The sequence below is a fragment of the Pseudidiomarina sp. WS423 genome (assembly GCF_050750165.1).
Taxonomy (GTDB): Bacteria; Pseudomonadota; Gammaproteobacteria; order Enterobacterales; family Alteromonadaceae; genus Pseudidiomarina; species Pseudidiomarina fusca.
On sequence record NZ_JBOJLN010000001.1, the window covers coordinates 384,648 to 406,809 of the forward strand.

Consider the following 22,162-nt stretch of genomic DNA (forward strand, 5'->3'; position numbering starts at 1 on the left):
AGATTTTAGCCAAAAGGATACTCAGACATGACTACTGTCACCATCTACCACAATCCTCGTTGTTCGAAGAGTCGACAAACCTTGCAGTTGCTAGAGCAACAAGGAGCATCGATTGAGATTGTTGAGTACCTTAAAACTCCGCTGACGGTAAGCCAGCTAGCTACGTTAGTCAAGCAACTCGGCATGGTTTCGGCGCGGGAATTGATCCGCTCCAAAGAAGCCATTTATCAAGAGCTGAATCTGGCCGCAGAAACCAACGAGCAAGCTCTACTTGAAGCTATGGTGGCTCATCCGAAGTTAATTGAGCGCCCCATCGTGGTACGCGCTGAGCAAGCTCGCTTGGGGCGTCCGCCTGAGGCTGTGCTTGAGCTACTGGCCTAAGGACGACAGCCATGGCAGATGCCAACCTAACTCAGATTATTATTTTGTATTACAGCCGTAACGGCAGTACTCAGTTACTCGCTGATGCGATTGCTGCTGGGGTTGAACAAACGGGTGCAGTTGCCCTGCTACGCACAGTCGCAGCACCAGGTGAGCCAGCCAGCGCACGTGATTTAGAGCTTAGCGCTGATGAGCTTAACCAATGTGACGGATTAATTTTAGGTAGCCCTATTCGCTTTGGTCACATGAGTGCACATTTACAGCAATTTTGGGAAACCACGGCCGGAGCTTGGTTAAAAGGTAGCTTACAAGACAAACCTGCGGCGGTGTTTACCTCTGGCAGTAGTATGCATAGTGGGCAAGAATCAACCTTGTTAGCGATGGCGGTACCTTTGTTACATCATGGCATGATGCTATGCGGTATTCCTTACACTGAGCCGGCTATTCAAACCACCCAAACCGGTGGCTCACCTTACGGTGCCAGCCATGTTAGCCATGCTGCAACGGCGTTGAGTAAGGACGAATATGCCTGTGCCATTGCGCTAGGCCGGCGCGTTGCCAGCCTCGCGATTACCTTAAAAGCGGCTGCTTAAGCCCATCTCTTGACGGTCAAACAACGGTGAGAATTCTATGACGAACGATGCTAACGCCAGTAAACCTATTGCCTCTGCTGAAACCATTCGTACGTTTCGGGTTATGGCTTTAACTGGCTATATCGGATTATTATTGTTTATGGTGCTGTGGCAACTGTTTTACACCCACACGAGCGAGCTCAGTTTGACCTTTCGGTTGCTGTTTTGGGTACTACCCTTGCTGTTTGCTACGCCCGGTATCATTCGCGGCAAACCATACACTCATGCGTGGGCCAACTTCATTTTGATGTGGTATTTTTTACATAGTTTAACGCTGTTGTGGGTAGCTACCGAGGCTAAATATCTAGCGGTAGCCGAGCTTGTCTTAACTTGTATTGCGTTTGTTGGCTGCACCGGCTACGCCCGCACTCAAGGCCGAGCTCAGGGCTTAGGGCTGAAGAAACTCAAAGACCAAACCTAAATACCCAAGACATGTTTGACAAACGGCGTGGTTAGGCGCCGTTTGGCGACAATCGATGCTCTATCTAGTTGCTTCAAGCAAGCCATCAACGTACGCATATCACGCCCCAAGCGCTGCACCATAAATTGCGCAGTATCTGCACTTAAATGCAAGCCTAAGGTTTTTGCTCGTAGTTGCAGCGCTTGCGCTTTGTCGCCATCACTTAAGCTTTTCAGTTGCAGTGCCACACCCCACTGTAACCGCGAATGCACATCGGCCAAGGCCACTTCTAATGCAGCAGGCCCGGCATGCGCCGTCACCAATAATCGCGACGCCTGTTGCGGCTGTTGTACTTGTTGGTCGCGACAGCGATTCAACAAGGCAAATAGCTCATAGCACCAATCAGGATCATGGCTTACGCTATCAATATCGTCGAGACAAATTAACTTGTAGCGCTCTAATCCCTGCAGAACCTGTGGTTGCACTTGCCCATAAAGCTCGCGTAACGACACGTACATCAAAGGTTCTTGCGTTTCTGCACAGATGGCATGTAATAAATGGCTTTTACCCACGCCATGAGCACCCCACAAGTACAGTAAGGTGTCGGTGTGTGTAAGCGCCAGCGCTAGCGCATCCTGATTGTCCCCCACCACAAAGGTCGCAAAAGTTTCATCATCAGGAAGCTGAATAGCAAGAGGTAATTGGGCTTGCGTCATTCGCTACCAACCCAACGATACACCGGCATCGGCGGTGTTTTTGGTGGTTGTTCTGGCGTCTGTGGTGCCAAGAAGCGTTCGCGATAATTGGGTTGCGCTGGCTCAGTCTCGTGCCCAGGCACCGAGACTGGTCGCATCTGCTTGGATAGATCGATAGCTTGCAGAATTTGGCCGGGATTGGTTTGCAGCAATAAATTAAATTGTGCGGTGTGCTCGCCATAAGCCTCAAGTTGCACATTTGCCACCGACGGCAAGGCTAACAAGAATTGCTCGGCGGCGATAGCCTGCGTTAACGAGGTGACATTTTGTACCTGCAGTTGCCATTGTTGAGTGCTACCGGCATGGCTACTGATCCGGTACCTTTGTGCCAATTGTGCCGTTACATCACTAATAAAAAGCTGAGCTAATTGCACTTGTTCGGAACTACTCACCTCGCCCCGCCAACGCAGCTCGCCTAATTGTAAGACCCAATCAAGTACCCATTGCGGGGCTGACTCGGCGGCACCTTCTATTGCGGCATCGCTGGGGGTTGGTTCGGCCTGGTATACACGAGCCGTAATAACACCGTCTGGGCTATAACGACTACTGGCAAAAGCTAAGGTATCCTCAAACCGCGCCCACACGTCAAGCACACTTAATGACATACTGTCATTTAGGTCTAATAAGGGCAGCTTAATGGGTAAACCGCGGGCATTGGCATGTGTTACCAACTGCTGCATGAACTCGCTAGCCTCGTGATTATCACCACTACCGAGTAACCGCCGCCGCAAGTTGAGGTCTTCATAGACAGTCCAAATTAACAACTCCGGGCGTAAATTACTCCAGACGCCAGAACCCGCTTCTTGTAACAAACGGTCTATTTGCGGTTGGTCAAATTGTACCCATAGCTGTAACTCCTGCACTGGAGCTGGACTTGTATCATCATTACTAAGGTTACTGGAGTTGCTTTTTGGCTGGGTTACTGCAGGCGCTTGCCGATAACCATACTGCACCACAAATTTACTCACATTTTGCAATGCCGATTGCACTAAGTCGTGGGATAACACCTGCTCGTCGCCAGAAACTTTTAATAAGGTATAGGTGAGTGCTTCACGCAACGCTTGGTTACGTTGTGCCACCGATTGGTCATTCACGGCGATTTGCGCCTGATACATGCGGGTCAACTCAAGTGCCGCCTGGACCGGCGCTGGCGTAGCTGCCACTAAGACCAGTGCTAGCGTCAATGCCAGCCATAGGGGTTTCATCACTGCAGCGATCATAGCAACCTCAGATAAGAACAATAGGTGCATCATAAACAGCCTACGAACCAGGAGCAAGTAACAAGCTGTGGATAACCTCTTGACGTTTCCGAATTTTTCACAACGTGGTAAACTTTCCATCATTGCCGCCCAAAAATACACCGCAACACACAAGGATTGCCGCCATGTTAAAACAACAACTGCGCGCTATTAGCTCTCTGCTGACCAGCATTACCCTGATTGGTATTTGTACCGGCATGACCAGCACCTTGTTGAGTTTGCGCGCTACCATTGAAGACTTCGGTACCCTCACCACCGGGGTGATCATGTCAGCGTATTTTATCGGCTTCTTATTTGGCACCACTCGGGCCCCGAAAGATATTCGGCGGGTTGGCTACATTCGCGCTTTCGGTGGCTTAGCAGCCTTAGCCGCTGCCTCAATTCTAATTCAAGCCATTTGGGTTAATCCGGTAGTCTGGTTCCTAATGCGCTTTTTGACCGGTTTTGCTATCTCTGCCATCTTTGTGATCGTGGAAAGCTGGCTTAACACCATGGCTGACAATAAAAACCGTGGCACCTTGTTGTCGGTCTATTTAGTACTTATTTACGGTGGTTTAGTGGCTGGGCAATTAATTCTCGGGGTTGCTGACCCGGCTGGGTTCCTTGCCTTTGCGATTGTTGCCCTGCTGATCAACTTAGCGTTGATTCCGATCTTAATCAGCGTGACTGTTGAACCAACCACCCACGAAGCCAAGAAAGTGCCCATTCGCTCATTGCTGAAGGTAGTGCCTTTGGGCATGGTAAGTGCCTTTATCATGCAGGCTTGTTATGCCATGTTCTATGGCATCGGCCCGATGTACGCCACCTATATCGGCTTAAGCGTAGGGCAAGTATCGTTATTTATGGCCGCCTTTATTTTAGGCGGCATGTTGGCACAGGCGCCAATAGGTTTATTATCAGATCGCATCGATAGACGCTTTATTATGGCTGCCTGTGCTGGTACTGCCGCCATCATGGCCTTTGTGTTATCACAATTGGGTTCAGAAACGGTGTGGTTAATCTATTTGTGTGTAGGTTTGTTTGGCGCTTGCGCCCTGCCACTCTATTCTCTCGGCATGGCTCACACCAACGACTTTTTAGATAAAGACCAAATGGTTGGTGCAACTGGGGCCATCATAAAAGTAGGTGGCATGGGTTCAATCATAGGCGCACCATCGGTGGCAGCATTGATGCAGTTTGGTGCGGTAGATTACTTCTTTTTATTGATTATGGTGCTCACCAGTATTGTCTGCGGCTACTCACTCTATCGTGTGACTCGCCGTGCCAAACCTGAAGACCAAAGTCACAGTGCTTACGCGATGTTAACCCCGACCCAAACCTCCGATGAATTGCTCACCAGCTTAGCTGATGAGCAAGAGTATCAAGACGACGAAGCTGCTGCGGGGCGTTAACCCTGCAGCCAGCTATGCACCAGTTGCTGAGCTTGGCTGGTCATTTCAGCAAGATGTTCAGCGCTGACAAAGCTCTCACAATAGATCTTATACACTGGCTCAGTACCTGATGGCCGAGCCGCAAACCACCCATTGGCAGTGGTGACTTTAACCCCGCCAATAAGAGCACCGTTGGCCGGTGCTTTGGTGGTAATATCTAGCACACTGTCACCTGCTAGCTCAGCAATCTTTAGCTTATAGGCACGAATATCACCAAAAGCGGCATTCAGCTCGCTCGATGAACTGACATCCACGCGTTGATAATAACTGGTACCATGCTTGGCACAGAGATCATCGTAATGTTGGCTAGGGTTACGCCCTGTTACCGCACAAATCTCAGCCGCCAATAGCGCTAAAATGATACCGTCTTTATCGGTAGTCCAAGCTTGCCCTTGCTTGTCTAGAAAAGTTGCACCGGCACTTTCTTCACCGGCAAACGCCGTGATGCCCTGATGCAATTCTTGCGCAAACCATTTAAACCCAACCGGCATCTCGCGCAGCTCACGTTGATGCGCAGCGACGACACGATCAATCATTGCACTAGATACCAAGGTTTTACCAATAGCCAGAGTTGACGACCATTGGCGCTGTGAACACAAATAATCAATCGCAACAGCTAAATAGTGGTTAGGATTCATCAAACCATGGGTGGGCGTTACTATACCGTGGCGATCATAATCAGGATCGTTACCTACGGCGATATCGTAGTTATCTTTGTATTTTAATAAGGACGCCATAGCATAAGGAGACGAACAGTCCATTCGAATTTTGCCGTCTTTATCAAGGCTCATAAACCGGAAACTAGCATCTACCGCGGCGTTATGAACCTCGATGTCTAAGCCGTATTGCTCTGCAATTAAGGCCCAATAACTTGCGCCAGCACCGCCCATCGCATCCACGCCAATCCGAACCTTTTGCTTGGCGATAGCTTCCATATCAATCACTTCAGGCAGACTATCTATGTACGCCTGGCGCCAATCCACTTGCTGCAGTAAGCGACTAGCTCGTACCTCAGCATAGGACACGGCTTCTACGCCCAAAAGCTCTGATGATAATAACGCATTCGCATATTTTTCAATGACTTTGGTAGCATCAGTATCGGCAGGGCCACCGTGTGGAGGATTGTATTTGAAGCCGCCATCGGTTGGTGGATTGTGCGAAGGTGTAATCACCACTCCGTCCGCTAGATCACGAGTACGACCGCGGTTATAACGCAAAATTGCATGACTGATGACCGGCGTTGGCGTGTAGCCATCATCGGCTTGAACCTGTACTTCAATGCCATTACCAATAAAAACTTCTAGGGCCGTCATAAATGCGGCTTCAGACAAAGCATGGGTATCCCGCCCCACCAATAATGGCCCAGTAATCCCCTGCTCTTCACGATAGCGCACCAAGGCTTGGCTGATAGCTAGAATGTGTGCCTCATTAAAGGAGCAGTCTAAGGCACAACCACGATGCCCTGAAGTACCGAATTTTACCTGTTGCGCTGGATCGCGAGGGTCCACATCATTGACAAAATATGCGCTAACTAACTGCGCAATATTGGTCAAATCTTCTGCTTGTGCGGGCTGTCCGGCCCGTGCATGTATCGCCATTATAAAAAGTCCCTGATTTTTTCTGCCTGTTGCTCGCTGTAACCTAACTCAAGTGCCACCTGCGTTAACATCGATTTCTTGCGGGTGGTGTTATTATTAGTCACCACGTAATAAGGTGCATCCGGAATCTGCTTGGGATTAGTGCTGGTGCCACTGGCCGCTAATTCAGCTTCAGATTTCGCAAAATATTGGCGGTCGCGACCGCTAATCTGCAGCACTTGGTCAAACTGCTTAGCGTGGCATTTATAAAGCATACTAAGAATATAGAGAAAGCGTGCGACAACGCTGCGTTGCCCGGCTAAATCGGCTCGGGTCATCACATCAAAAATCTGCCGACCGGCTGGCATAGATAACTTTTCCGTGCGCTCACTGGCGTTCACAATCGCTTGTTGTGTGGTTGGTGGCTGAGCAACTACCGGTGCAGCAGTGGGCTGTTCGCTACCAGCCTCGGTGGTACTGGTGGTAGCTACTACCGCAGGTAAATTTAGCAGCCGGCGTAAAATAGCCGAAGCACTCTCGCCAATATGCAGTGTATGACCGGCAATAAATCGGTATAATTCGTCATCAATTTCAATGCGTTTTGTCATTACCCGTTCGCTTCTTTTAAGTTGTGGGTGGTTTTACAAGGTTCACCAAAACGCTATTATACCCAAGCAACGCCAAGGGTACAGGAATTCAACATGAGTAACGCACAGATTCTTAATTTTGAACAGCTCGGCCCGTCACCAGATGCAGCTAAGCAGCAGGCCCCCGTGGTGCTATTGCATGGTTTGTTCGGCGATTTAGATAACTTAAAAAGTTTAGCAAAAGAATTAGCCGAGCATTATCCAGTGCTGTTAGTTGATGCTCCTAACCACGGTGATTCTCCTGAATTTGCTAAGATGGATTATGCCAGTATGGCAGCAGCCCTCGCTGCCACTTTAGACCATTTGCAATTACACCAAATACATGTGGTCGGGCATTCGATGGGCGGTAAGATTGCGATGGAGTTCGCTCTAACCTATCCCGATAGAACCCTTAGTGTCATAGCGGCGGACATCTCTCCTGTAGCTTATGACCCGCGCCATCGGCATATTCTGGAAGCTCTTATTAGCGTGGATTTAGACGCCGTGACTAACCGTCAAGATGCCGATCGCCAGCTGGCTAAAAGTATTGACAGCCGCGGCGTGCGGCAGTTTTTACTGAAAAATCTGCGGCACACTGACACAGGCTATCAGTGGCGGCTACCGTTAGCGCGCTTGGATACCTGTTACGATGCGATTTCTGGCGCCGTTCGCGACGGTCACTATGAAGGCCCGATTTTGTTTATCAAAGGTGGCGATTCCGATTATTTATTAGCGCAACACGAGGACGAAATTCGTTCTCGTTTCAGTAACATAGAGATGAAAATCATTGAGGGTACTGGGCATTGGCTGCATGCTGAAAAGCCACGTATTTTCAACCGTCTGGCGCTTGCATTTATCCAGCAACATTCTCGCACCTGAGCCGGTTGCATGCTATAATCAGCGCTTATTTTTCCGGCCTAATGAAATGGTGTTGCTGTTATGTTGTCAGAACATTACGAATTAATTGAAGCGCTTGCGACGAATTTTGCCATTGCTGTGCTGTTTTTGCTGATCGGCTTAGCTATTCAAGACGTTTTAAATAAAGGCAACGTACCCAAGTATGGCCGCTGGTTTGTTTGGTTGGTTTTGTTTTTAGGTTGTGCTGGCTTTATCGCAAAAGGCATTATTCAAGCCTTTTGGGAAGCAGGCATGTAATACACAGTTAAGTAGGTAGTAACGAATTTATGGCTAGTGTTGGTATTTTCTTTGGAAGTGACACCGGTAACACCGAAGCTGTTGCACAGATGATTCAAAAAGAATTAGGTAAGAACCTAATTGATGTATTTGATATTGCCAAATCCAGCAAAGAAGACATCGCCTCATACGACCTGTTAATGTTCGGTATTCCAACATGGTACTACGGCGAAGCCCAATGTGATTGGGACGATTTCTTCCCTGAATTAGAAGAAATTGATTTCAACAACAAACTGATTGCTATTTTTGGTTGTGGCGACCAAGAAGATTACGCTGAGTATTTTCTTGATGCCATGGGAACCGTGCGCGATATCGTTGAGGCACGTGGCGGAATTATCATTGGCCACTGGTCGACCGCAGGATATCAATTTGACGCCTCACGTGCTTTAGTTGATGATGACCACTTTGTTGGGTTAGGCATCGACGAAGATCGTCAGCCTGAACTCACTAAAGAGCGCGTGCAACAATGGTGTGCGCAAATCCGTACAGAGATGGGCTTAGACCAACTCGCCTAACTAAGCGATGTAGAGACATGAGCAGCAAAGACGAATTACAACTGAAAAAAGCCGGACTAAAAGTAACTTCACCACGGATTAAAGTGCTGGAGATACTCAAAAACCCGGCTAATCAGCACGTAAGTGCTGAAGACGTGTATAAGATCTTGTTGGAGAAAAACGAAGAGATAGGTTTAGCTACCGTGTATCGCGTTCTCAACCAATTTGATGATGCAGGTATTGTAAGTCGTCACCATTTTGAAGGCGGTCGCTCACTGTTTGAGCTAAGCAATAAAGACCACCACGACCATCTGGTCTGTTTAACCTGTGGTCATGTTTTTGAATTTGAAGATGAAATGATTGAACAGCGTCAACGTGATATTGCTACCGCACATAACGTTAAACTGACCAATCATAGCTTGTATTTGTATGGTGAATGTCAGTCACCAGATACCTGCGAAAACAATCAAAGTAGCGAATAATCCTACCTAGATACCGATGCTACCAGTGTGATACTGGTAGCCTCCTCACGCAAAAAGAGACCACAGCCGTTGATGAGTTTTTCTGATTTAGGCCTAGCGCCAGAAGTTTTAAGTGTTCTTAACGAACAAGGTTATACCAGCCCTACCCCCATTCAACAACAAGCCATACCTTCTGTGTTAGCAGGCAAAGATGTGATGGCAGCAGCACAAACAGGAACCGGCAAAACCGCTGGTTTTACTTTACCTATCTTAGAATTACTCAAAGATGGTGAGCGCGCACGCTCAAACCATGTGCGTGCTTTAATTCTGACCCCTACGCGTGAACTTGCTGCCCAAGTGGCAGAAAGCGTAGCTACTTACGGTCGAAATCTGAGTTTATCCTCTGCCGTGGTGTTTGGCGGCGTGGGTATCAACCCACAGATGATGAAACTTCGCAAAGGCGTCGATATCCTCATTGCTACCCCAGGTCGGTTATTAGATTTATTTCAACAAAATGCCGTCAAATTTAATCAGCTTGAGATTTTGGTGTTAGACGAAGCAGACCGTATGCTAGACATGGGCTTCATTCACGACATCAAGAAAATCTTAAGGATTTTACCGAAGAAACGCCAGAACCTGCTTTTTTCAGCGACGTTTTCAGACGAAATTAGAGCGCTAGCAAAAGGTTTGGTGAATGATCCTGTAGAAGTTTCTGTCGCCCCTCCAAACACTACGGCTGAGCGAGTCGAACAATCCATCTATGGTGTTGAACAAAACCAGAAGACGCAATTGTTGGCGCAACTCTTGCGTGAACGCAATACACCGCAAGTGTTGGTCTTCACTCGTACCAAGCACGGTGCTAATCGATTAGTGAAGCAGTTGGATGGGCATGGTTTTTTGGCCGCCGCCATTCATGGCAATAAAAGCCAAGGTGCCCGTACCAAAGCGCTGGATGACTTCAAAAATAATCGAGTACAGGTATTAGTTGCTACTGATATAGCTGCACGTGGTATTGATATCGATTTACTACCACTGGTAGTAAACTACGACTTACCTAACGTTGCTGAAGACTACGTGCATCGTATTGGCCGTACGGCACGTGCTGGTGCTAGTGGCCATGCCTTAAGCTTAGTGAGCCCGGAAGAAGTGAAACAACTCAAGGCAATTGAGCGGTTGATTGATCAAAAACTTGAACGTATCAGTGCGCCTGGCTACCAACCGGTTGATTTAAACAAAGGTCGGCCGGCTCCTAAAAAGCCAGCCCAACAACCTAGCCAACGTCGGCATCAGCCTCGTCGTCAGCCCAAATAACACAATTACGCCCTTTGTTTTTACCAAAATAAAGGGCGTGATCGGCTCGATACAACACACTATCCTTGTCGTCATCAACATGCACGTTGGTTAAACCAATGGTTGCCGATACTCGATAAGGCTGCTCTGTCCCTGTGCTAGGCACAAATTCTAATTCATTGACTAAGATGCGAATTGCATTAAGGCGACGCTTGGCATCTGCCGCATTAGTGCGGTGCAGTAACAATCCAAACTCCTCTCCGCCAGTACGAGCGAAGATATCACCGGGGCGTAATTGCTGTTGCATGAATTGAGCTAAGCGACGTAACACCGCATCACCTTCGGCGTGCCCGTAGTTATCGTTAATCTGTTTAAAATAATCAATATCAAAGATAGCTACAACGGCTTGGGTAGAAGGCGTAAAGCGCACTACCAACTGCTCAAGTTGCTGCATAAAATAGCGCCGATTATAAACCCCTGTTAATTCATCAGTAATGGACAAGCGTTCAAGCTCTTGCTCATAAATTTTTTGTTCCGTGATATCTCGCACTGTCCCGATCAGAATGTCTTCATGGATATACTGGTTATAGTCAGCTAACTCGTGCACCCAACGAACACTTCCATCCGGGCGAATAATCCGATGCACGACATCGTGCGTGCCGAATTTTTTTGCCTGTTGTTCACTCGCTAACACCAACGCTAAATCGTCTGGGTGAACAGCTTGCTGAAACAAACTAATACTAGGTTTTACGGTATCTTTATCGAGCCCGAAAATGTCGTAAATTTTATCTGACCAATAGAGCTCGCCGGTAGCAAAATTTGCTTTCCAGTAACCTAACTCGGCTATTTCTTGGGCTCGTTTTAAGGTGATTCGGCTTTCTTCCAGCTCTAACTCACGTTGTTTATCTAACGTGGTATCCACGATCTGACCAAACCAGTGATACACGCCTTCGGCATCCAGTTCTGGCATAGCGTTACCGGCCACCCAACGGGTTTGTTCTCCTCGTACAATACGATACTCGCAAAACCAAGGCTGTAGACTTTCGGCTGATTGCTGAATGCTACTGCGTACCCGTTCACGATCAGCCGGATGAATGGCATCAAACACGGCACTGCCATCGGTGCTAACAACGTCCGCATCAACACCATAAATAGCTTTGATACCCGCACTGGCGTAAGGAAAACACATACGCCCATCAGGATACATAGAGAACTGATAGATAACCCCAGGCACAGTACTAGCTATTCGCTCCAAGCGATGATGGGCCATCACTGTGTCTGTCATATCAATCCAGACTCCGGTGAGCCATTCAGCTTGCCCTTGCCGATCGTGACTAATCACCGATACTGTATCGCGAATGGTACGCGCTTGGCCATGTGCTGCTGTCACCCGAAAGATCACATCAGCATGCTCAAGATCGCCAGCCCACAATTGTTGCATCACAGCCATAGCCGAATGACGACACTCTGCATGCATCGCTTCCACTAACAACTCAAAAGGATAGCTTTGTTCTCGCTGCCATGACTGGCCTAACAACTCAGCTAGGGCCGAGTTGATGAACATTTTCATGCTGGGACGATGTAACTTCCAAGTCGCTACTTTTGAGCGCGTCATAATGGTCTCAAGCCATTGCAACTGCTCACGTACTTGGGCATCACTTAAATCGGGGTATGGGTTTTTCGGTAACGGCATTAACAAACAATCCCTGCTGTTTTACTAGCAGGGATTGTGGCATTAAAAGTTGCGGTAACGCAAATCTATTTAACTTTTTGCTAAATTAGCTTACTCGCCTTCATCGGACCAAGTATCACGTAAACCTACCGTTTGGTTGAAGACCAAATGCTCAGCATTGTGGTCTTTGCTATCGGCACAGAAGTAGCCAATACGTTCAAACTGATAAGCTTTTTCTACCTGAGCGTCAGCTAACGAGGCTTCCACAAAGCCATGTTTAACCACTAAAGATTGTGGATTAAGCGTGGCCGCAAAATCTTCTTCTGCTGCTGGGTTTGGCACTTGGAACAAGCGATCGTACAACCTAAACTCAGCTGGTTTAGCATGAGCCGCTGCAACCCAATGGATAACGCCTTTTACTTTACGTCCATCGGCAGGATCTTGGCCTAAAGTATCAGCATCGTAGCTACAGAAAATAGTGGTGATATTGCCATGCTCGTCTTTTTCAACGCGCTCGGCTTTAATCACATAGGCATTGCGTAACCGCACTTCTTTTCCAAGCACCAGACGCTTGTATTTTTTGTTGGCTTCTTCACGAAAATCATCGGCTTCAATCAATATTTCGCGCGCAAAAGGTACCGTGCGAGTGCCCATACTGTCATCATTCGGATGATTTGGCGCTTGCAGTTGTTCAACGTGATCCTGCGGATAGTTCTCAATCACCAAACGCACCGGATCTAATACCGCCATCGCACGAGGCGCATGCTGATTTAGCTCATCACGAATACAAGCCTCCAGCATGCTCATCTCTACTTGATTATCCATTTTGGTGACACCAATGCGGTGACAGAACTCACGGATAGAAGCCGGCGTATAGCCGCGGCGACGCATACCAGCAATAGTTGGCATACGAGGGTCATCCCAACCACTCACTCGTTGCTCTTCAACCAATTGATTTAGTTTACGTTTACTCATCACCGTGTATTGCAGGTTTAAGCGCGAAAACTCAATCTGCTGGGGGTGGCATTCAATGCTGATGTTATCCAAGACCCAATCGTACAAGCGACGGTTATCTTGGAACTCAAGGGTACAAAGTGAATGGGTGATCCCCTCAATAGCATCTGAAATACAATGAGTAAAATCGTACATAGGATACACACACCAAGTGTCACCCGTTTGGTGATGATGAGCAAACCGAACCCGATAAATCACCGGATCGCGCATGCACATAAAAGGTGAGCTCATATCGATTTTGGCACGCAGACAAACTTCGCCTTCTTGATACTTACCCGCTGTCATGTCCGCGAAAATTTGCAGGTTTTCTGCAACGCTAGTATCTCGATAAGGACTATTGCTACCCGGCTGCTTCAGGGTGCCACGCATTTCTCGCATTTGTTCTTGGCTCGAAAAATCACAATAAGCCAAGCCCTTTTCAATCAGCTCTACCGCATAACCGTGTAATTGCTCAAAATAATCAGATGAGTAACGTGGTTTACCATTCCAGTGGTATCCCAGCCATTGCACATCGGCTTGAATCGAGTGCACATAATCCACTTTTTCTTTCAACGGATTGGTGTCATCAAAGCGTAAGTTACAGGTGCCTTGATAGTCTTCAGCAATGCCAAAGTTCAACACGATGGATTTGGCATGACCGATATGTAAAAAACCATTTGGCTCTGGCGGAAACCTTGTATGTACCTGGTTATGCTTTCCTGAAGCTAGGTCTTGATCGATAATTTGACGAATGAAATTACTACGGGGCGCATCTGCTGCCATGGATTCGTTGTCTCCAGTAAATAGACCTGAAAAAATGACCGCTATGATCGCAGGTTCTTAGCATAGGTGCAAGGCCTAACGCTGCACCTGAAAGAATTGATAAACCTGCTGCAAGTGGCGCGCTGCCGCGGTTGCGCTAACCCAGCGAAATTGTATTTCCGTAGCCGCTGGCAATTGCGCCAGCGTGTTCTGAGCCCGCCACGTTAGGGTTGCTAGTTTGGGATAACCGCCCAGCGTTTGCCGGTCTTTGAGCATCACAATCGGTTGCCCGTTGGGGGGAATTTGGACAGCTCCGACCGGTAGTGGCTCAGAAATGATTTGTGCATGAGGCCACTGCAAAGGCTCGGCTGCGGCTAAACGCACCCCCATCCGGTCTTGGGCTGGCGTCACTTGGTACAGCTGATCCGTAAAGAGTTGCTGTTGCTCCGGTTCAAACTGCGCATACTGTCCGCTAGCTATCACCTCTAGAATAACAGGTTTGTCGCGAGCGCCTGTGGCTGCGGTTGGTAACTGCGGCGCCACGCTGCGCCCGGGGCGGCGCCCCAGCTGAGTGCGATAACCAGGCACTGTTGCGTAAGCGATCTGATCGCCACTTTGCACTGCTTGTCCCTGCTGCTGCAATCCTCCTAAGCCATCACGCACCACGGTAGCAACGCTGCCGTAGACGGGCGTGGCGAGTAAGCCGCCAGCAACAGCTAAGTAAGCGCGTAAGCCAACTCCGCCCGGTGCGACCGTCAGGACGTCACCAGCCGCTGCCAGTTGAACCTGCTGCGCCGGCACTGGTTGACCGTTCAGGCTCATAGGCAGCTCAGCCCCTGTCACAACCCACGCCGTAGCCGCGGTAAATTCTGCACGAAAGCCACCCAAGGTAATTTCTAACTGGGCCGCATTAAAGTGGTTATTTAACAACCTATTAGCCCACAGAAAAGCTTGCTCATCAAGAGGCCCGCCCACACTGATACCTTGGTGTAGATAGCCAAATCTGCCAAAATCTTGCAGAGTGGTTAGCGGCCCAGATTGCAGTATGCGTAAGCTCATTCGCGCGCGCTCGCTGAGTGAATGGCTGCTGCCGCTTGTTGATAGTGGCTTAAACTAATCGACCGGAAGCGAACTTGATCACCTGCTTGCAACTGGGGCCAGCTTACTGCTCGTCCAATCAATTGCCATCCACCTGGCGAGGTACGCGGATAAATCGCTGTTTGCTGATTGGCAATAGCTACGCTCCCGGCGGGGACCTGTTGTCGAGGCGTGGCTAAACGCGGCATCCGCAGTGGTTCGGGCACATCTCCTAAATAGGCAAATTGTGGCGCAAACCCCAATGCATACACATGGTAAGTGGGTTGGGTATGTAAGGCGATCACTTCGGCTACTGACAAATTCGCAGCGCTGGCAATAGCTTGCAAATCAGCGGCGAACTCGGGGTGGTAACACACGTCAATCTGGTGGATTGTATCAGGCTTACTAGCTGGCGTTGCAGCCTGCAACTGCAGCACCAGCGCGGGCTGTGCTAACAGCTGCTGGAGCTGATGTTGAGCGGCATCGGGCAAGATGTGGCGAATATCTAACTGCACCAGCAGACTATGATAGGCCGGTGCTAGCTCCAACAGCCAAGGCCACTGGCCGCTCTGCTGTCGCTGTTGCAGTACGTCTCGCAAAGCCAATACTTGCGCATTAATCTTGCGATCAATTCGGTTCGCAAAACGAACCAACAAGGCATCTGCGGCAGCTATTTCCACCTGTGCTAGGGGCTGCAGGGAGTCTGATAACCTTGCTGTCATTGCGGCTTGACTGCGGTCGTACCTGTGGTTGACCGCGTGATCTCGGTGAGGGCTTTACGAATAGCCGCTACCGTAGCTATGGACTCAGCATTATCGCCATGCACACACAAGGTGTCGGCCTGCAACTGAATGCTACTGCCATCACTGGCGTTAATGGGGTGTTGCTGGGCTAGCGCTTGGGCTTGGCTGAGAATCTCAGCGCTGGTCTGTAACACTGCATCGGCATGGCGCCGCGCACGTAACTGACCGTTGGCCTCATAACGCCGGTCGGCAAAAGCCTCAAACCATAACGGCACGCCGTAGCGGTGAGCAAGTTGTTGCTGCCAAGTAGCGGCGGTGTTTGCGGCCGAAACTAACGGAGCTAGGGTCATTAAGCGCAAGGGTTGCTGACGATGACGATTACGCTCCGCTAGCACTTGCACGACCGTCTCAAACAAATGCGGTTGACTTTGCTTATCGTTATACAAGGCGCCATGGGGTTTAACATAAGCTAAAGTCTCCCCTTGTTGTGCACAAATAGCCTCCATAGCCCCTATCTGATAGGTTAAAATGGCGGCTAATTCGCTTTGCTGAAAACTCATCGAACGGCGCCCAAACCCTTCTAAATCTGGATACGCCGGATGCGCGCCAATCAATACTTGGTGCTGTTTCGCCAAAGCTACGGTTTCAGCCATGATGGCCGGGCTACCCGCATGAAAGCCACAGGCGATATTGGCCATATCAATGTACGGCATCACTGCCGCATCATTGCCCATCTGCCAGGCGCCAAAACTCTCGCCCATATCGCAGTTCAATAGCATCACTCATCCTTGCCTGTGGCAGTTGATGACGATTCTCGTGCTCCGGCAAAGCGCGCATAGCTATAGGCAAATAAATAAACGCCCAAACCTATGGTGGCTATTTGTAGTGCCGGCAACATCAAGATCGCCGTTTGGTGAGCACCGAAAATAGCAGCCGCACCAGTTAATCCGATGGTCATCACACATACGGCAATAAAAGTAATAGGCTCTAAAAATTTATGCAATTGCTTCAGCCCAAGCAGCTGCAGCAAGGCTCCCAACACCAAGCCCCAAGCAAGTGGCACGCCCAGCTTGTACCAGCCTAACTGGTAATCAATAATAAGTGCGGCAAGGCGCTGGTCGCTGAGGTTATAAAACATCAGGCCAATTAAACCAGCCAAAATGACTAATCGGGTTGTTAACGCCATAATTCATCCTGTGAAATGAGCCCTGTTAGGGCTCTAAAGTAATAATCAAAAGGTCTTTGTTTTACTCAAGTTTAGCTTGGGCACGGCAGCTACATGGCCAAATAAACTAAGCCTGCCACAATCACTAAGATAATGGGAAACAACACAATCGGTGCTTGATACCAACGCAATACGGGCTGCTGATAAGGTTCATCAGTCACCTCACTGGTATCTCGTCGTTGCGCCCCTAGCCAAGCGCCACCGGCAGCAGCCACTAACAGGCCAACAATCCGATAACTTGAGGTGGCATCGCCTGCTGGTGCTAGCACCAGTAACAACAGCCCCACTATAATTACAGCCAATGCGGCAATTCGCTTCGCAATACTAGTTGTCATTGTTGTTTATATGTCCTTGCTTAGCGGCTTTGCGCCAACTGATAAAAAATCCGATTGCACCACCTGCTTGCATGACTAAACCAATAATAATGGTCACCAGGTTGTGCTCCCATACGCCGCTCAACATAGCGGCAAACCCGATGACTAGAATCAAGATTGCATAAATCATGATTATCTCCTTAGGTTAGGACCTCACCTTACTTAAATTTGGATGCCGAATAAAGCCTCTTGGGTGGATATTCGACTATTGTCGTGGCCAATGCCATACTGATGGCTATCGATATTAGCTACCCTTTGCGAGTAAAGCCCATGAGTAGAAGCGCCAACGATCAGCACTTACAAGAATGTGACTCTAATCCAGGCGGCGGTGTATTAAAGATCCTGCATAGCAAAACCAAGCCATTAACCGCTCAGTTGCAAGTGCAGCGGGTGGTGCCGCAAGCAGAGCTAAGAATGATTGGTCCTTGGTGTTTTTTAGACCATTTCGGTCCTCTAACAACGCCCGCCTATCAGGATTTCAATATCCCGCCTCATCCGCACATTGGGCTACAGACGATAACTTGGTTATATTCGGGCGAACTCATGCACTATGATAGCTTAGGTTATCAACAAGCCTTGCGCCCAGGTGAGTTAAATCTAATGACCTCAGGCCGCGGTATCAGTCATGCCGAAATAGCGCAAGATAATCCCACCCAGCCTTTGCATGGGCTGCAATTATGGTCCGCCTTACCCCCAGCTGATGAGCTAACTTACCCACGCTTTGATCACTATCGCGATTTGCCACAGTTTGCCCTAGGCGAATGCACGGCCACCCTAATTGTTGGCGACTATTACGACCGTTTACTGAAGCAGCGCTGGCAATCACCTGCGCTAAGTTTTCATCCAAGCCTGGCATTAAGCCTAACCACCCCTCGTACCACAGTGCTAAGCTTGTCACTTAACCCCTCGTTTGAACATGCTATCTATATCGTGAGTGGCAGCTTATATCTGGTGGACAGTGAACTAACCCAGCCCATTACTGCCCATCAATTACTGGATCTAGGCAGTGAACGTGACCATTTAGAAATAGAGCTTGCCGCAGATACTCGAGTGCTGGTATTAGGTGGTGAGCCATTTGGTCAACATCTGTTTATGCGCTGGAATTTTGTCAGCACCGAGCTTGCACGGGTTGAGCAAGCACAACAAGATTGGGATAATGGCCACCCAAGATTTGGCGATGTTAATACTGATTGAGCAAAAAAGGATAAACAATGCTGGCTAAATTACGTTCTGCTGCAAACCGACTGATGTTATGGGTTATTGCTGCAGTGATCACTTTAGCCGTGCTGTTTGTGTCGGTATTGTTATACAAATGGTGGGTCTTTGAGCCAGAGCCGCCAACCGCGGCCGCCTGCGAAGCCTTGCAGGTGTTACCACTCAAAGCCAACGACCAGTCTGCCGTAGCCGCTGAAATTCAAGTCTACCAGTGCCAACGCGGTAAACGTGAGCAATGGCAAGGCTTTGAAGTCTGGCTACGCCAACCACTCAGTAACGATTGGCAACGTATCGCGACTGCCGAGCAAGGCCAATGCCTGACTGTGAGCTTAGCTAAACATGGCCAACTCATCATTCATCACAGTCATAGCCGTGGTGACCTACAGTTGGCAAAAAGTTCTGTGATTTACCGTAATGAACAAGGTCAACCCTTCACCCTAGCGGTAAGCAGCGAGCGCACTGACGACTGCCCGCTGCCTTAGGGCTAACACGAGTTAACCTAACTTCATCACCCACTTTAACGGCAGACGCTTCATTAAAAAGCCAATCAACGCCCATGGCCAGCCGGGCACATAAGCTTGTACCGGCTCTCGCTCAATCGCCTTCACCAAAGCCTTACAGCCCGTTTCAGTATCCACCATAAAGGGCGTGTTCTTAACTTTTTCGTTAATTTCAGAGCGTATAAACCCAGGTAAAATAGCGCTTACTTTAACCTTTGATTTGGTTCTAATTAAATCAGCGCGAATCCCTTCGGTCAGTGCCAATAAGCCAGCTTTAGTAGCGGCATAAACGGTCATGGCGCGCGGCATACCTCGTAACGCACTAATAGAGCTAATGGTCACCAAATGGCCATGCTGTTGTTGATAGAAAATCTCTAAGGCCGCCTCACATTGGGCTAAGGCAGCTACAAAATTGGTTTGTGCGGTTTGCACATTGGCATAGAAATAGCCAGTTCCTAGCGATGCACCTTTGCCCATGCCTGCATTCACGATCACTCTATCGATGCTACCAAATTCCTGTTGAAACTCTTTAAACACCTGAAACACTGCATCATGATCGTTTACATCCAAGGCTTTTACGGACACTTTCACGCTCGGATACTGTTGCGCTATTTCGCTTTTAAGTTGCTCTAAACGTTCCGTACGGCGGGCACATAGGGCGAGGTCACGCCCCTGTTTAGCGTATTCGCGGGCCATGCCCTCACCTAATCCAGAGCTTGCGCCGGTTATCAATATTGTTTTACGCATGCATTATCCTTGTTTCATTCGTTTGCGGCAGCGCCAATGCAAATAATTCACCAAAAACCAGAAATTCTTGAAAGCTGGATTACGAGTCTGACCATGGTGATAGCGATAATAGATTTGTTGCGCTATCACACTTAACCGAAACAACCCAAACACCTCGTAAAAAGCGAAATCTGATGCATCAAACTGCATTTTGTCACAGTAGTAATCAACCACTTGCTGACGGGTAAACATCCCCGGCAAATGCGTTGGCTGACGCCTGGTAGAACGGGCAATAGCATCGTCATCGGCTTGAATCCAATAGGCTAAGCTGTTGCCAATATCCATTAATGGATTACCCAAAGTCGCCAGTTCCCAATCCAACACCCCAATGATGTTGGTGGGCTCTTGGCTATCTAGCACCAAATTATCAAAGCGGAAGTCATTATGGGTCATACAAATGGTTTCGGTGGTTGGCATGTGTTCAGCTAGCCACCGCATGATGCCTTTACCCGATGGCACATTCCAGGTTTTAGCGCGGCGATAGCGCTCACTCCAACCACTCACTTGGCGCTCTGTGTAGCCTTCACCTTTAGCAAGATCCGTCAAGCCGGCCGCATGAATGTCAACTTGATGTAATTCTATGAGGCAGTCTAACGCACGTTGGCATAAGGTGCGTGTTTGCGCGGTGGATAACTCTAAATTGCGCGGCATATTTTTGCGTGGAATAATGCCATGCAGCCGATCCATGATATAGAAATCGGCCCCAATAATGCTTTCATCTGCACAATAATGGCGCATTTTAGGCACATAGGGATAAACCGATTTCAGCGCTTGCTGAATACGAAACTCGCGGCCCATGTCATGAGCTGATTTAGCTTTAGTGCCAGCCGGTGGCCGCCGCAAAATTAAATCGGCATTGGCGCAAGCTAGACGGTAAGTCCAGTTTGAAGCCCCACCACTAAACTGGGTCACCTGCATCGGCCCAGTTAGGCCCTCTAAATGTTGCTGTAAATAAGCTAGTAGCTCAGCTTCAGGTAGCTCTTCACCGGGACGAACCTGACCGGCTTTATCTTCTAATGCTTGCTCTTGTTGCACATGTTGCTCTTGTTGCACTTAGCGCTCCCGATACTTAGCTAATTCAACTTTAGCAATGGTTGCTCGATGCACAGCATCTGGACCATCAGCAATGCGTAAGGCGCGCGCTACGGCAAACAAAGCAGTTAGCGGCACATCATGGCTCATGCCGGCGCCACCAAATAATTGAATGGTTTCATCTACCACCATCTGCAAGGCATTAGGTGCCGCGACCTTGATTGCAGATATTTCAGCAAGGGCTTTCATCGCCCCAACTTGATCTATTTTCCATGCTGCATAAAAGGTCAGCAGTCGCGCTTGATCAATAGCTATCCGCATATCGGCAACCCGTTCTAAGTTACCACCAAGCTGCAACAGCGGCTTGCCAAACGCAATACGTTCAGCCCCTCGCTGCATAAATAACTGAAGGGCCTTCTCGGCGGCCCCTAAGGCGCGCATGCAATGATGAATACGGCCTGGCCCCAACCGCCCCTGAGCTATCTTAAACCCGTCACCCAAGTTGCTAATTAAGTTTGCCTTAGGTACTCGAACTTGATCAAAAAGCACTTCGCCATGACCGTACGGTGCATCATACTCACCAAAAGCAGGGAGCATTCGTTCCACGGTGACGCCGGGGGTATCAAGCGGCACAATGACCATACTATGGCGCTGATGTTTAGCTGCTTCCGGGTTAGTGAGGCCCATCACTATGGCAAACTTCGCCTGTGGATGACCTAACCCAGTAGACCACCATTTACGCCCATGAATAACGATATCATCACCATCGGCAGTAATTTGCGTTTGCATGTTAGTTGCATCCGATGAGGCAACATCCGGTTCTGTCATACAAAAAACCGAACGAATCTCACCGGCAAGCAAGGGCGTTAGCCATTGTTGCTTTTGCGCGGCACTGCCAAAATGATACAACACCTCCATGTTACCGGTATCAGGTGCATTGCAGTTGAAAATTTCCGGTGCAATTAAACTATGCCCCATCACCTCGGCTAACGGCGCATACTCGAGGGTCGTTAATCCTGCCCCGAGTTCCGCGTCGGGCAAAAATAGATTCCATAGCCCAGCTGCTTTGGCACGTTGTTTAAGCTCATGAATCATCGGGGCGACTTGCCAATCACGCCATTGCCCATCTGGGTTCAAGCGGCGATTTTCTTTGTGGTAATTGGCTTCTATTGGTTCAATATGCTCGCGCATAAAGTCAATTAACCGCTGCCGATATTGCAGGGTCTTGGCACTCGGAGAAAAATCCATCGTCTGGGCCTTGTGTTGTTCTGAAATCGTTATTAG

The 22,162-nt window shown here is 48.9% G+C and carries 26 protein-coding genes; 11 read left to right on the top strand and 15 right to left on the bottom strand.

The window, feature by feature from the left end:
- Positions 1-27: 27 nt before the first annotated feature.
- From arsC to ACQ661_RS01830, 3 genes are read left to right on the top strand one after another with little or no spacing between them, the layout of a single operon-like run.
- Positions 28-381 (top strand): arsenate reductase (glutaredoxin), encoded by a 354-nt coding sequence (gene arsC / locus ACQ661_RS01820; RefSeq protein WP_110075309.1) that lies wholly within the window; start codon positions 28-30, stop codon positions 379-381.
- Positions 382-392: 11 nt separating this feature from the next.
- Complete coding sequence (locus ACQ661_RS01825; protein WP_153826058.1) at positions 393-974, top strand: flavodoxin family protein; 582 nt, start codon at positions 393-395, stop codon at positions 972-974.
- Positions 975-1,011: 37 nt separating this feature from the next.
- On the top strand, positions 1,012-1,434 hold the full coding sequence (locus tag ACQ661_RS01830) for a DUF2069 domain-containing protein (RefSeq protein ID WP_228759457.1): 423 nt from the start codon (positions 1,012-1,014) through the stop codon (positions 1,432-1,434).
- Here the strand turns inward: ACQ661_RS01830 and hda are convergent.
- Together hda and ACQ661_RS01840 are read right to left on the bottom strand one after the other, a co-directional pair.
- On the bottom strand, positions 1,431-2,129 hold the full coding sequence (gene hda / locus ACQ661_RS01835; protein ID WP_110075311.1) for a DnaA regulatory inactivator Hda: 699 nt from the start codon (positions 2,127-2,129) through the stop codon (positions 1,431-1,433). The genes ACQ661_RS01830 and hda overlap by 4 nt on opposite strands.
- Positions 2,126-3,421 carry a DUF2066 domain-containing protein gene (locus ACQ661_RS01840; RefSeq protein WP_431667435.1) on the bottom strand — a complete coding sequence of 432 codons (1,296 nt, stop codon included), beginning with the start codon at positions 3,419-3,421 and terminating at the stop codon, positions 2,126-2,128. The genes hda and ACQ661_RS01840 overlap by 4 nt, the downstream gene beginning before the upstream one ends.
- 131 nt (positions 3,422-3,552) lie before the next feature.
- On the opposite strand from ACQ661_RS01840, the gene ACQ661_RS01845 reads away from it, so the two are divergent.
- Complete coding sequence (locus ACQ661_RS01845; protein WP_153826056.1) at positions 3,553-4,818, top strand: MFS transporter; 1,266 nt, start codon at positions 3,553-3,555, stop codon at positions 4,816-4,818.
- Here ACQ661_RS01845 and pgm read toward each other — a convergent pair.
- Both pgm and seqA read right to left on the bottom strand, forming a co-directional pair.
- The gene (gene pgm, locus ACQ661_RS01850) at positions 4,815-6,455 is read right to left on the bottom strand and encodes a phosphoglucomutase (alpha-D-glucose-1,6-bisphosphate-dependent) (protein WP_431667437.1); all 1,641 of its coding nucleotides are present in this window, start codon (positions 6,453-6,455) and stop codon (positions 4,815-4,817) included. The genes ACQ661_RS01845 and pgm overlap by 4 nt on opposite strands.
- A complete protein-coding gene (seqA, locus tag ACQ661_RS01855; RefSeq protein ID WP_431667438.1) occupies positions 6,455-7,042 on the bottom strand; it encodes a replication initiation negative regulator SeqA in 588 nt (195 codons plus the stop codon). The genes pgm and seqA overlap by 1 nt, the downstream gene beginning before the upstream one ends.
- A 93-nt stretch (positions 7,043-7,135) precedes the next feature.
- On the opposite strand from seqA, the gene ACQ661_RS01860 reads away from it, so the two are divergent.
- From ACQ661_RS01860 to ACQ661_RS01880, 5 genes are all read left to right on the top strand, one after another.
- Complete coding sequence (locus tag ACQ661_RS01860) at positions 7,136-7,939, top strand: alpha/beta fold hydrolase (protein WP_153826053.1); 804 nt, start codon at positions 7,136-7,138, stop codon at positions 7,937-7,939.
- A 60-nt stretch (positions 7,940-7,999) separates the two neighbouring features.
- Positions 8,000-8,215, top strand: coding sequence for a DUF2788 domain-containing protein (locus ACQ661_RS01865; protein ID WP_110075317.1), 216 nt, complete (start codon positions 8,000-8,002; stop codon positions 8,213-8,215).
- A gap of 29 nt (positions 8,216-8,244) precedes the next feature.
- On the top strand, positions 8,245-8,769 hold the full coding sequence (gene fldA / locus ACQ661_RS01870; RefSeq protein ID WP_110075318.1) for a flavodoxin FldA: 525 nt from the start codon (positions 8,245-8,247) through the stop codon (positions 8,767-8,769).
- A gap of 17 nt (positions 8,770-8,786) precedes the next feature.
- A complete protein-coding gene (gene fur / locus ACQ661_RS01875) occupies positions 8,787-9,230 on the top strand; it encodes a ferric iron uptake transcriptional regulator (RefSeq protein WP_110075319.1) in 444 nt (147 codons plus the stop codon).
- 72 nt (positions 9,231-9,302) lie between these two features.
- Positions 9,303-10,520, top strand: coding sequence for a DEAD/DEAH box helicase (locus tag ACQ661_RS01880; RefSeq protein WP_431667439.1), 1,218 nt, complete (start codon positions 9,303-9,305; stop codon positions 10,518-10,520).
- Here ACQ661_RS01880 and ACQ661_RS01885 read toward each other — a convergent pair.
- The 8 genes from ACQ661_RS01885 to ACQ661_RS01920 form a co-directional block, all read right to left on the bottom strand.
- Complete coding sequence (locus tag ACQ661_RS01885; protein ID WP_431667440.1) at positions 10,480-12,192, bottom strand: diguanylate cyclase domain-containing protein; 1,713 nt, start codon at positions 12,190-12,192, stop codon at positions 10,480-10,482. The genes ACQ661_RS01880 and ACQ661_RS01885 overlap by 41 nt on opposite strands.
- 90 nt (positions 12,193-12,282) lie before the next feature.
- Entirely contained in the window at positions 12,283-13,947 is a 1,665-nt protein-coding gene (glnS, locus tag ACQ661_RS01890) for a glutamine--tRNA ligase (RefSeq protein WP_313932182.1), read from the bottom strand.
- Positions 13,948-14,022: 75 nt separating this feature from the next.
- Positions 14,023-14,985, bottom strand: coding sequence for a biotin-dependent carboxyltransferase family protein (locus ACQ661_RS01895; protein WP_313932181.1), 963 nt, complete (start codon positions 14,983-14,985; stop codon positions 14,023-14,025).
- On the bottom strand, positions 14,982-15,725 hold the full coding sequence (locus tag ACQ661_RS01900) for a 5-oxoprolinase subunit B family protein (RefSeq protein ID WP_431667442.1): 744 nt from the start codon (positions 15,723-15,725) through the stop codon (positions 14,982-14,984). Before ACQ661_RS01900 ends, ACQ661_RS01895 begins: the two co-directional genes overlap by 4 nt.
- Positions 15,722-16,525, bottom strand: coding sequence for a 5-oxoprolinase subunit PxpA (locus ACQ661_RS01905; RefSeq protein ID WP_431667443.1), 804 nt, complete (start codon positions 16,523-16,525; stop codon positions 15,722-15,724). Before ACQ661_RS01905 ends, ACQ661_RS01900 begins: the two co-directional genes overlap by 4 nt.
- Entirely contained in the window at positions 16,525-16,932 is a 408-nt protein-coding gene (locus tag ACQ661_RS01910) for a hypothetical protein (protein WP_153826045.1), read from the bottom strand. Before ACQ661_RS01910 ends, ACQ661_RS01905 begins: the two co-directional genes overlap by 1 nt.
- 89 nt (positions 16,933-17,021) lie before the next feature.
- Positions 17,022-17,306: a hypothetical protein gene (locus ACQ661_RS01915; RefSeq protein ID WP_153826044.1), complete on the bottom strand. Its 285-nt coding sequence runs from the start codon at positions 17,304-17,306 to the stop codon at positions 17,022-17,024.
- Positions 17,296-17,475: a hypothetical protein gene (locus tag ACQ661_RS01920; protein WP_153826043.1), complete on the bottom strand. Its 180-nt coding sequence runs from the start codon at positions 17,473-17,475 to the stop codon at positions 17,296-17,298. Before ACQ661_RS01920 ends, ACQ661_RS01915 begins: the two co-directional genes overlap by 11 nt.
- Positions 17,476-17,615: 140 nt before the next feature.
- Here ACQ661_RS01920 and ACQ661_RS01925 point away from each other — a divergent pair, with 140 nt between their 5' ends.
- Positions 17,616-18,539, top strand: coding sequence for a pirin family protein (locus tag ACQ661_RS01925; protein WP_162014493.1), 924 nt, complete (start codon positions 17,616-17,618; stop codon positions 18,537-18,539).
- Between the two features lie 17 nt (positions 18,540-18,556).
- Positions 18,557-19,042 carry a hypothetical protein gene (locus tag ACQ661_RS01930; protein ID WP_431667444.1) on the top strand — a complete coding sequence of 162 codons (486 nt, stop codon included), beginning with the start codon at positions 18,557-18,559 and terminating at the stop codon, positions 19,040-19,042.
- A 12-nt stretch (positions 19,043-19,054) separates the two neighbouring features.
- On the opposite strand, the gene ACQ661_RS01935 is transcribed toward ACQ661_RS01930, so the two are convergent.
- From ACQ661_RS01935 to ACQ661_RS01945, 3 genes are read right to left on the bottom strand one after another with little or no spacing between them, the layout of a single operon-like run.
- Positions 19,055-19,807 carry an SDR family oxidoreductase gene (locus ACQ661_RS01935; RefSeq protein ID WP_110075332.1) on the bottom strand — a complete coding sequence of 251 codons (753 nt, stop codon included), beginning with the start codon at positions 19,805-19,807 and terminating at the stop codon, positions 19,055-19,057.
- A gap of 3 nt (positions 19,808-19,810) precedes the next feature.
- The gene (locus ACQ661_RS01940) at positions 19,811-20,899 is read right to left on the bottom strand and encodes a phosphotransferase family protein (RefSeq protein WP_431667445.1); all 1,089 of its coding nucleotides are present in this window, start codon (positions 20,897-20,899) and stop codon (positions 19,811-19,813) included.
- On the bottom strand, positions 20,900-22,126 hold the full coding sequence (locus ACQ661_RS01945) for an acyl-CoA dehydrogenase family protein (protein ID WP_153826041.1): 1,227 nt from the start codon (positions 22,124-22,126) through the stop codon (positions 20,900-20,902). It lies immediately after the preceding gene.
- Between the last annotated feature and the right edge of the window lie 36 nt (positions 22,127-22,162).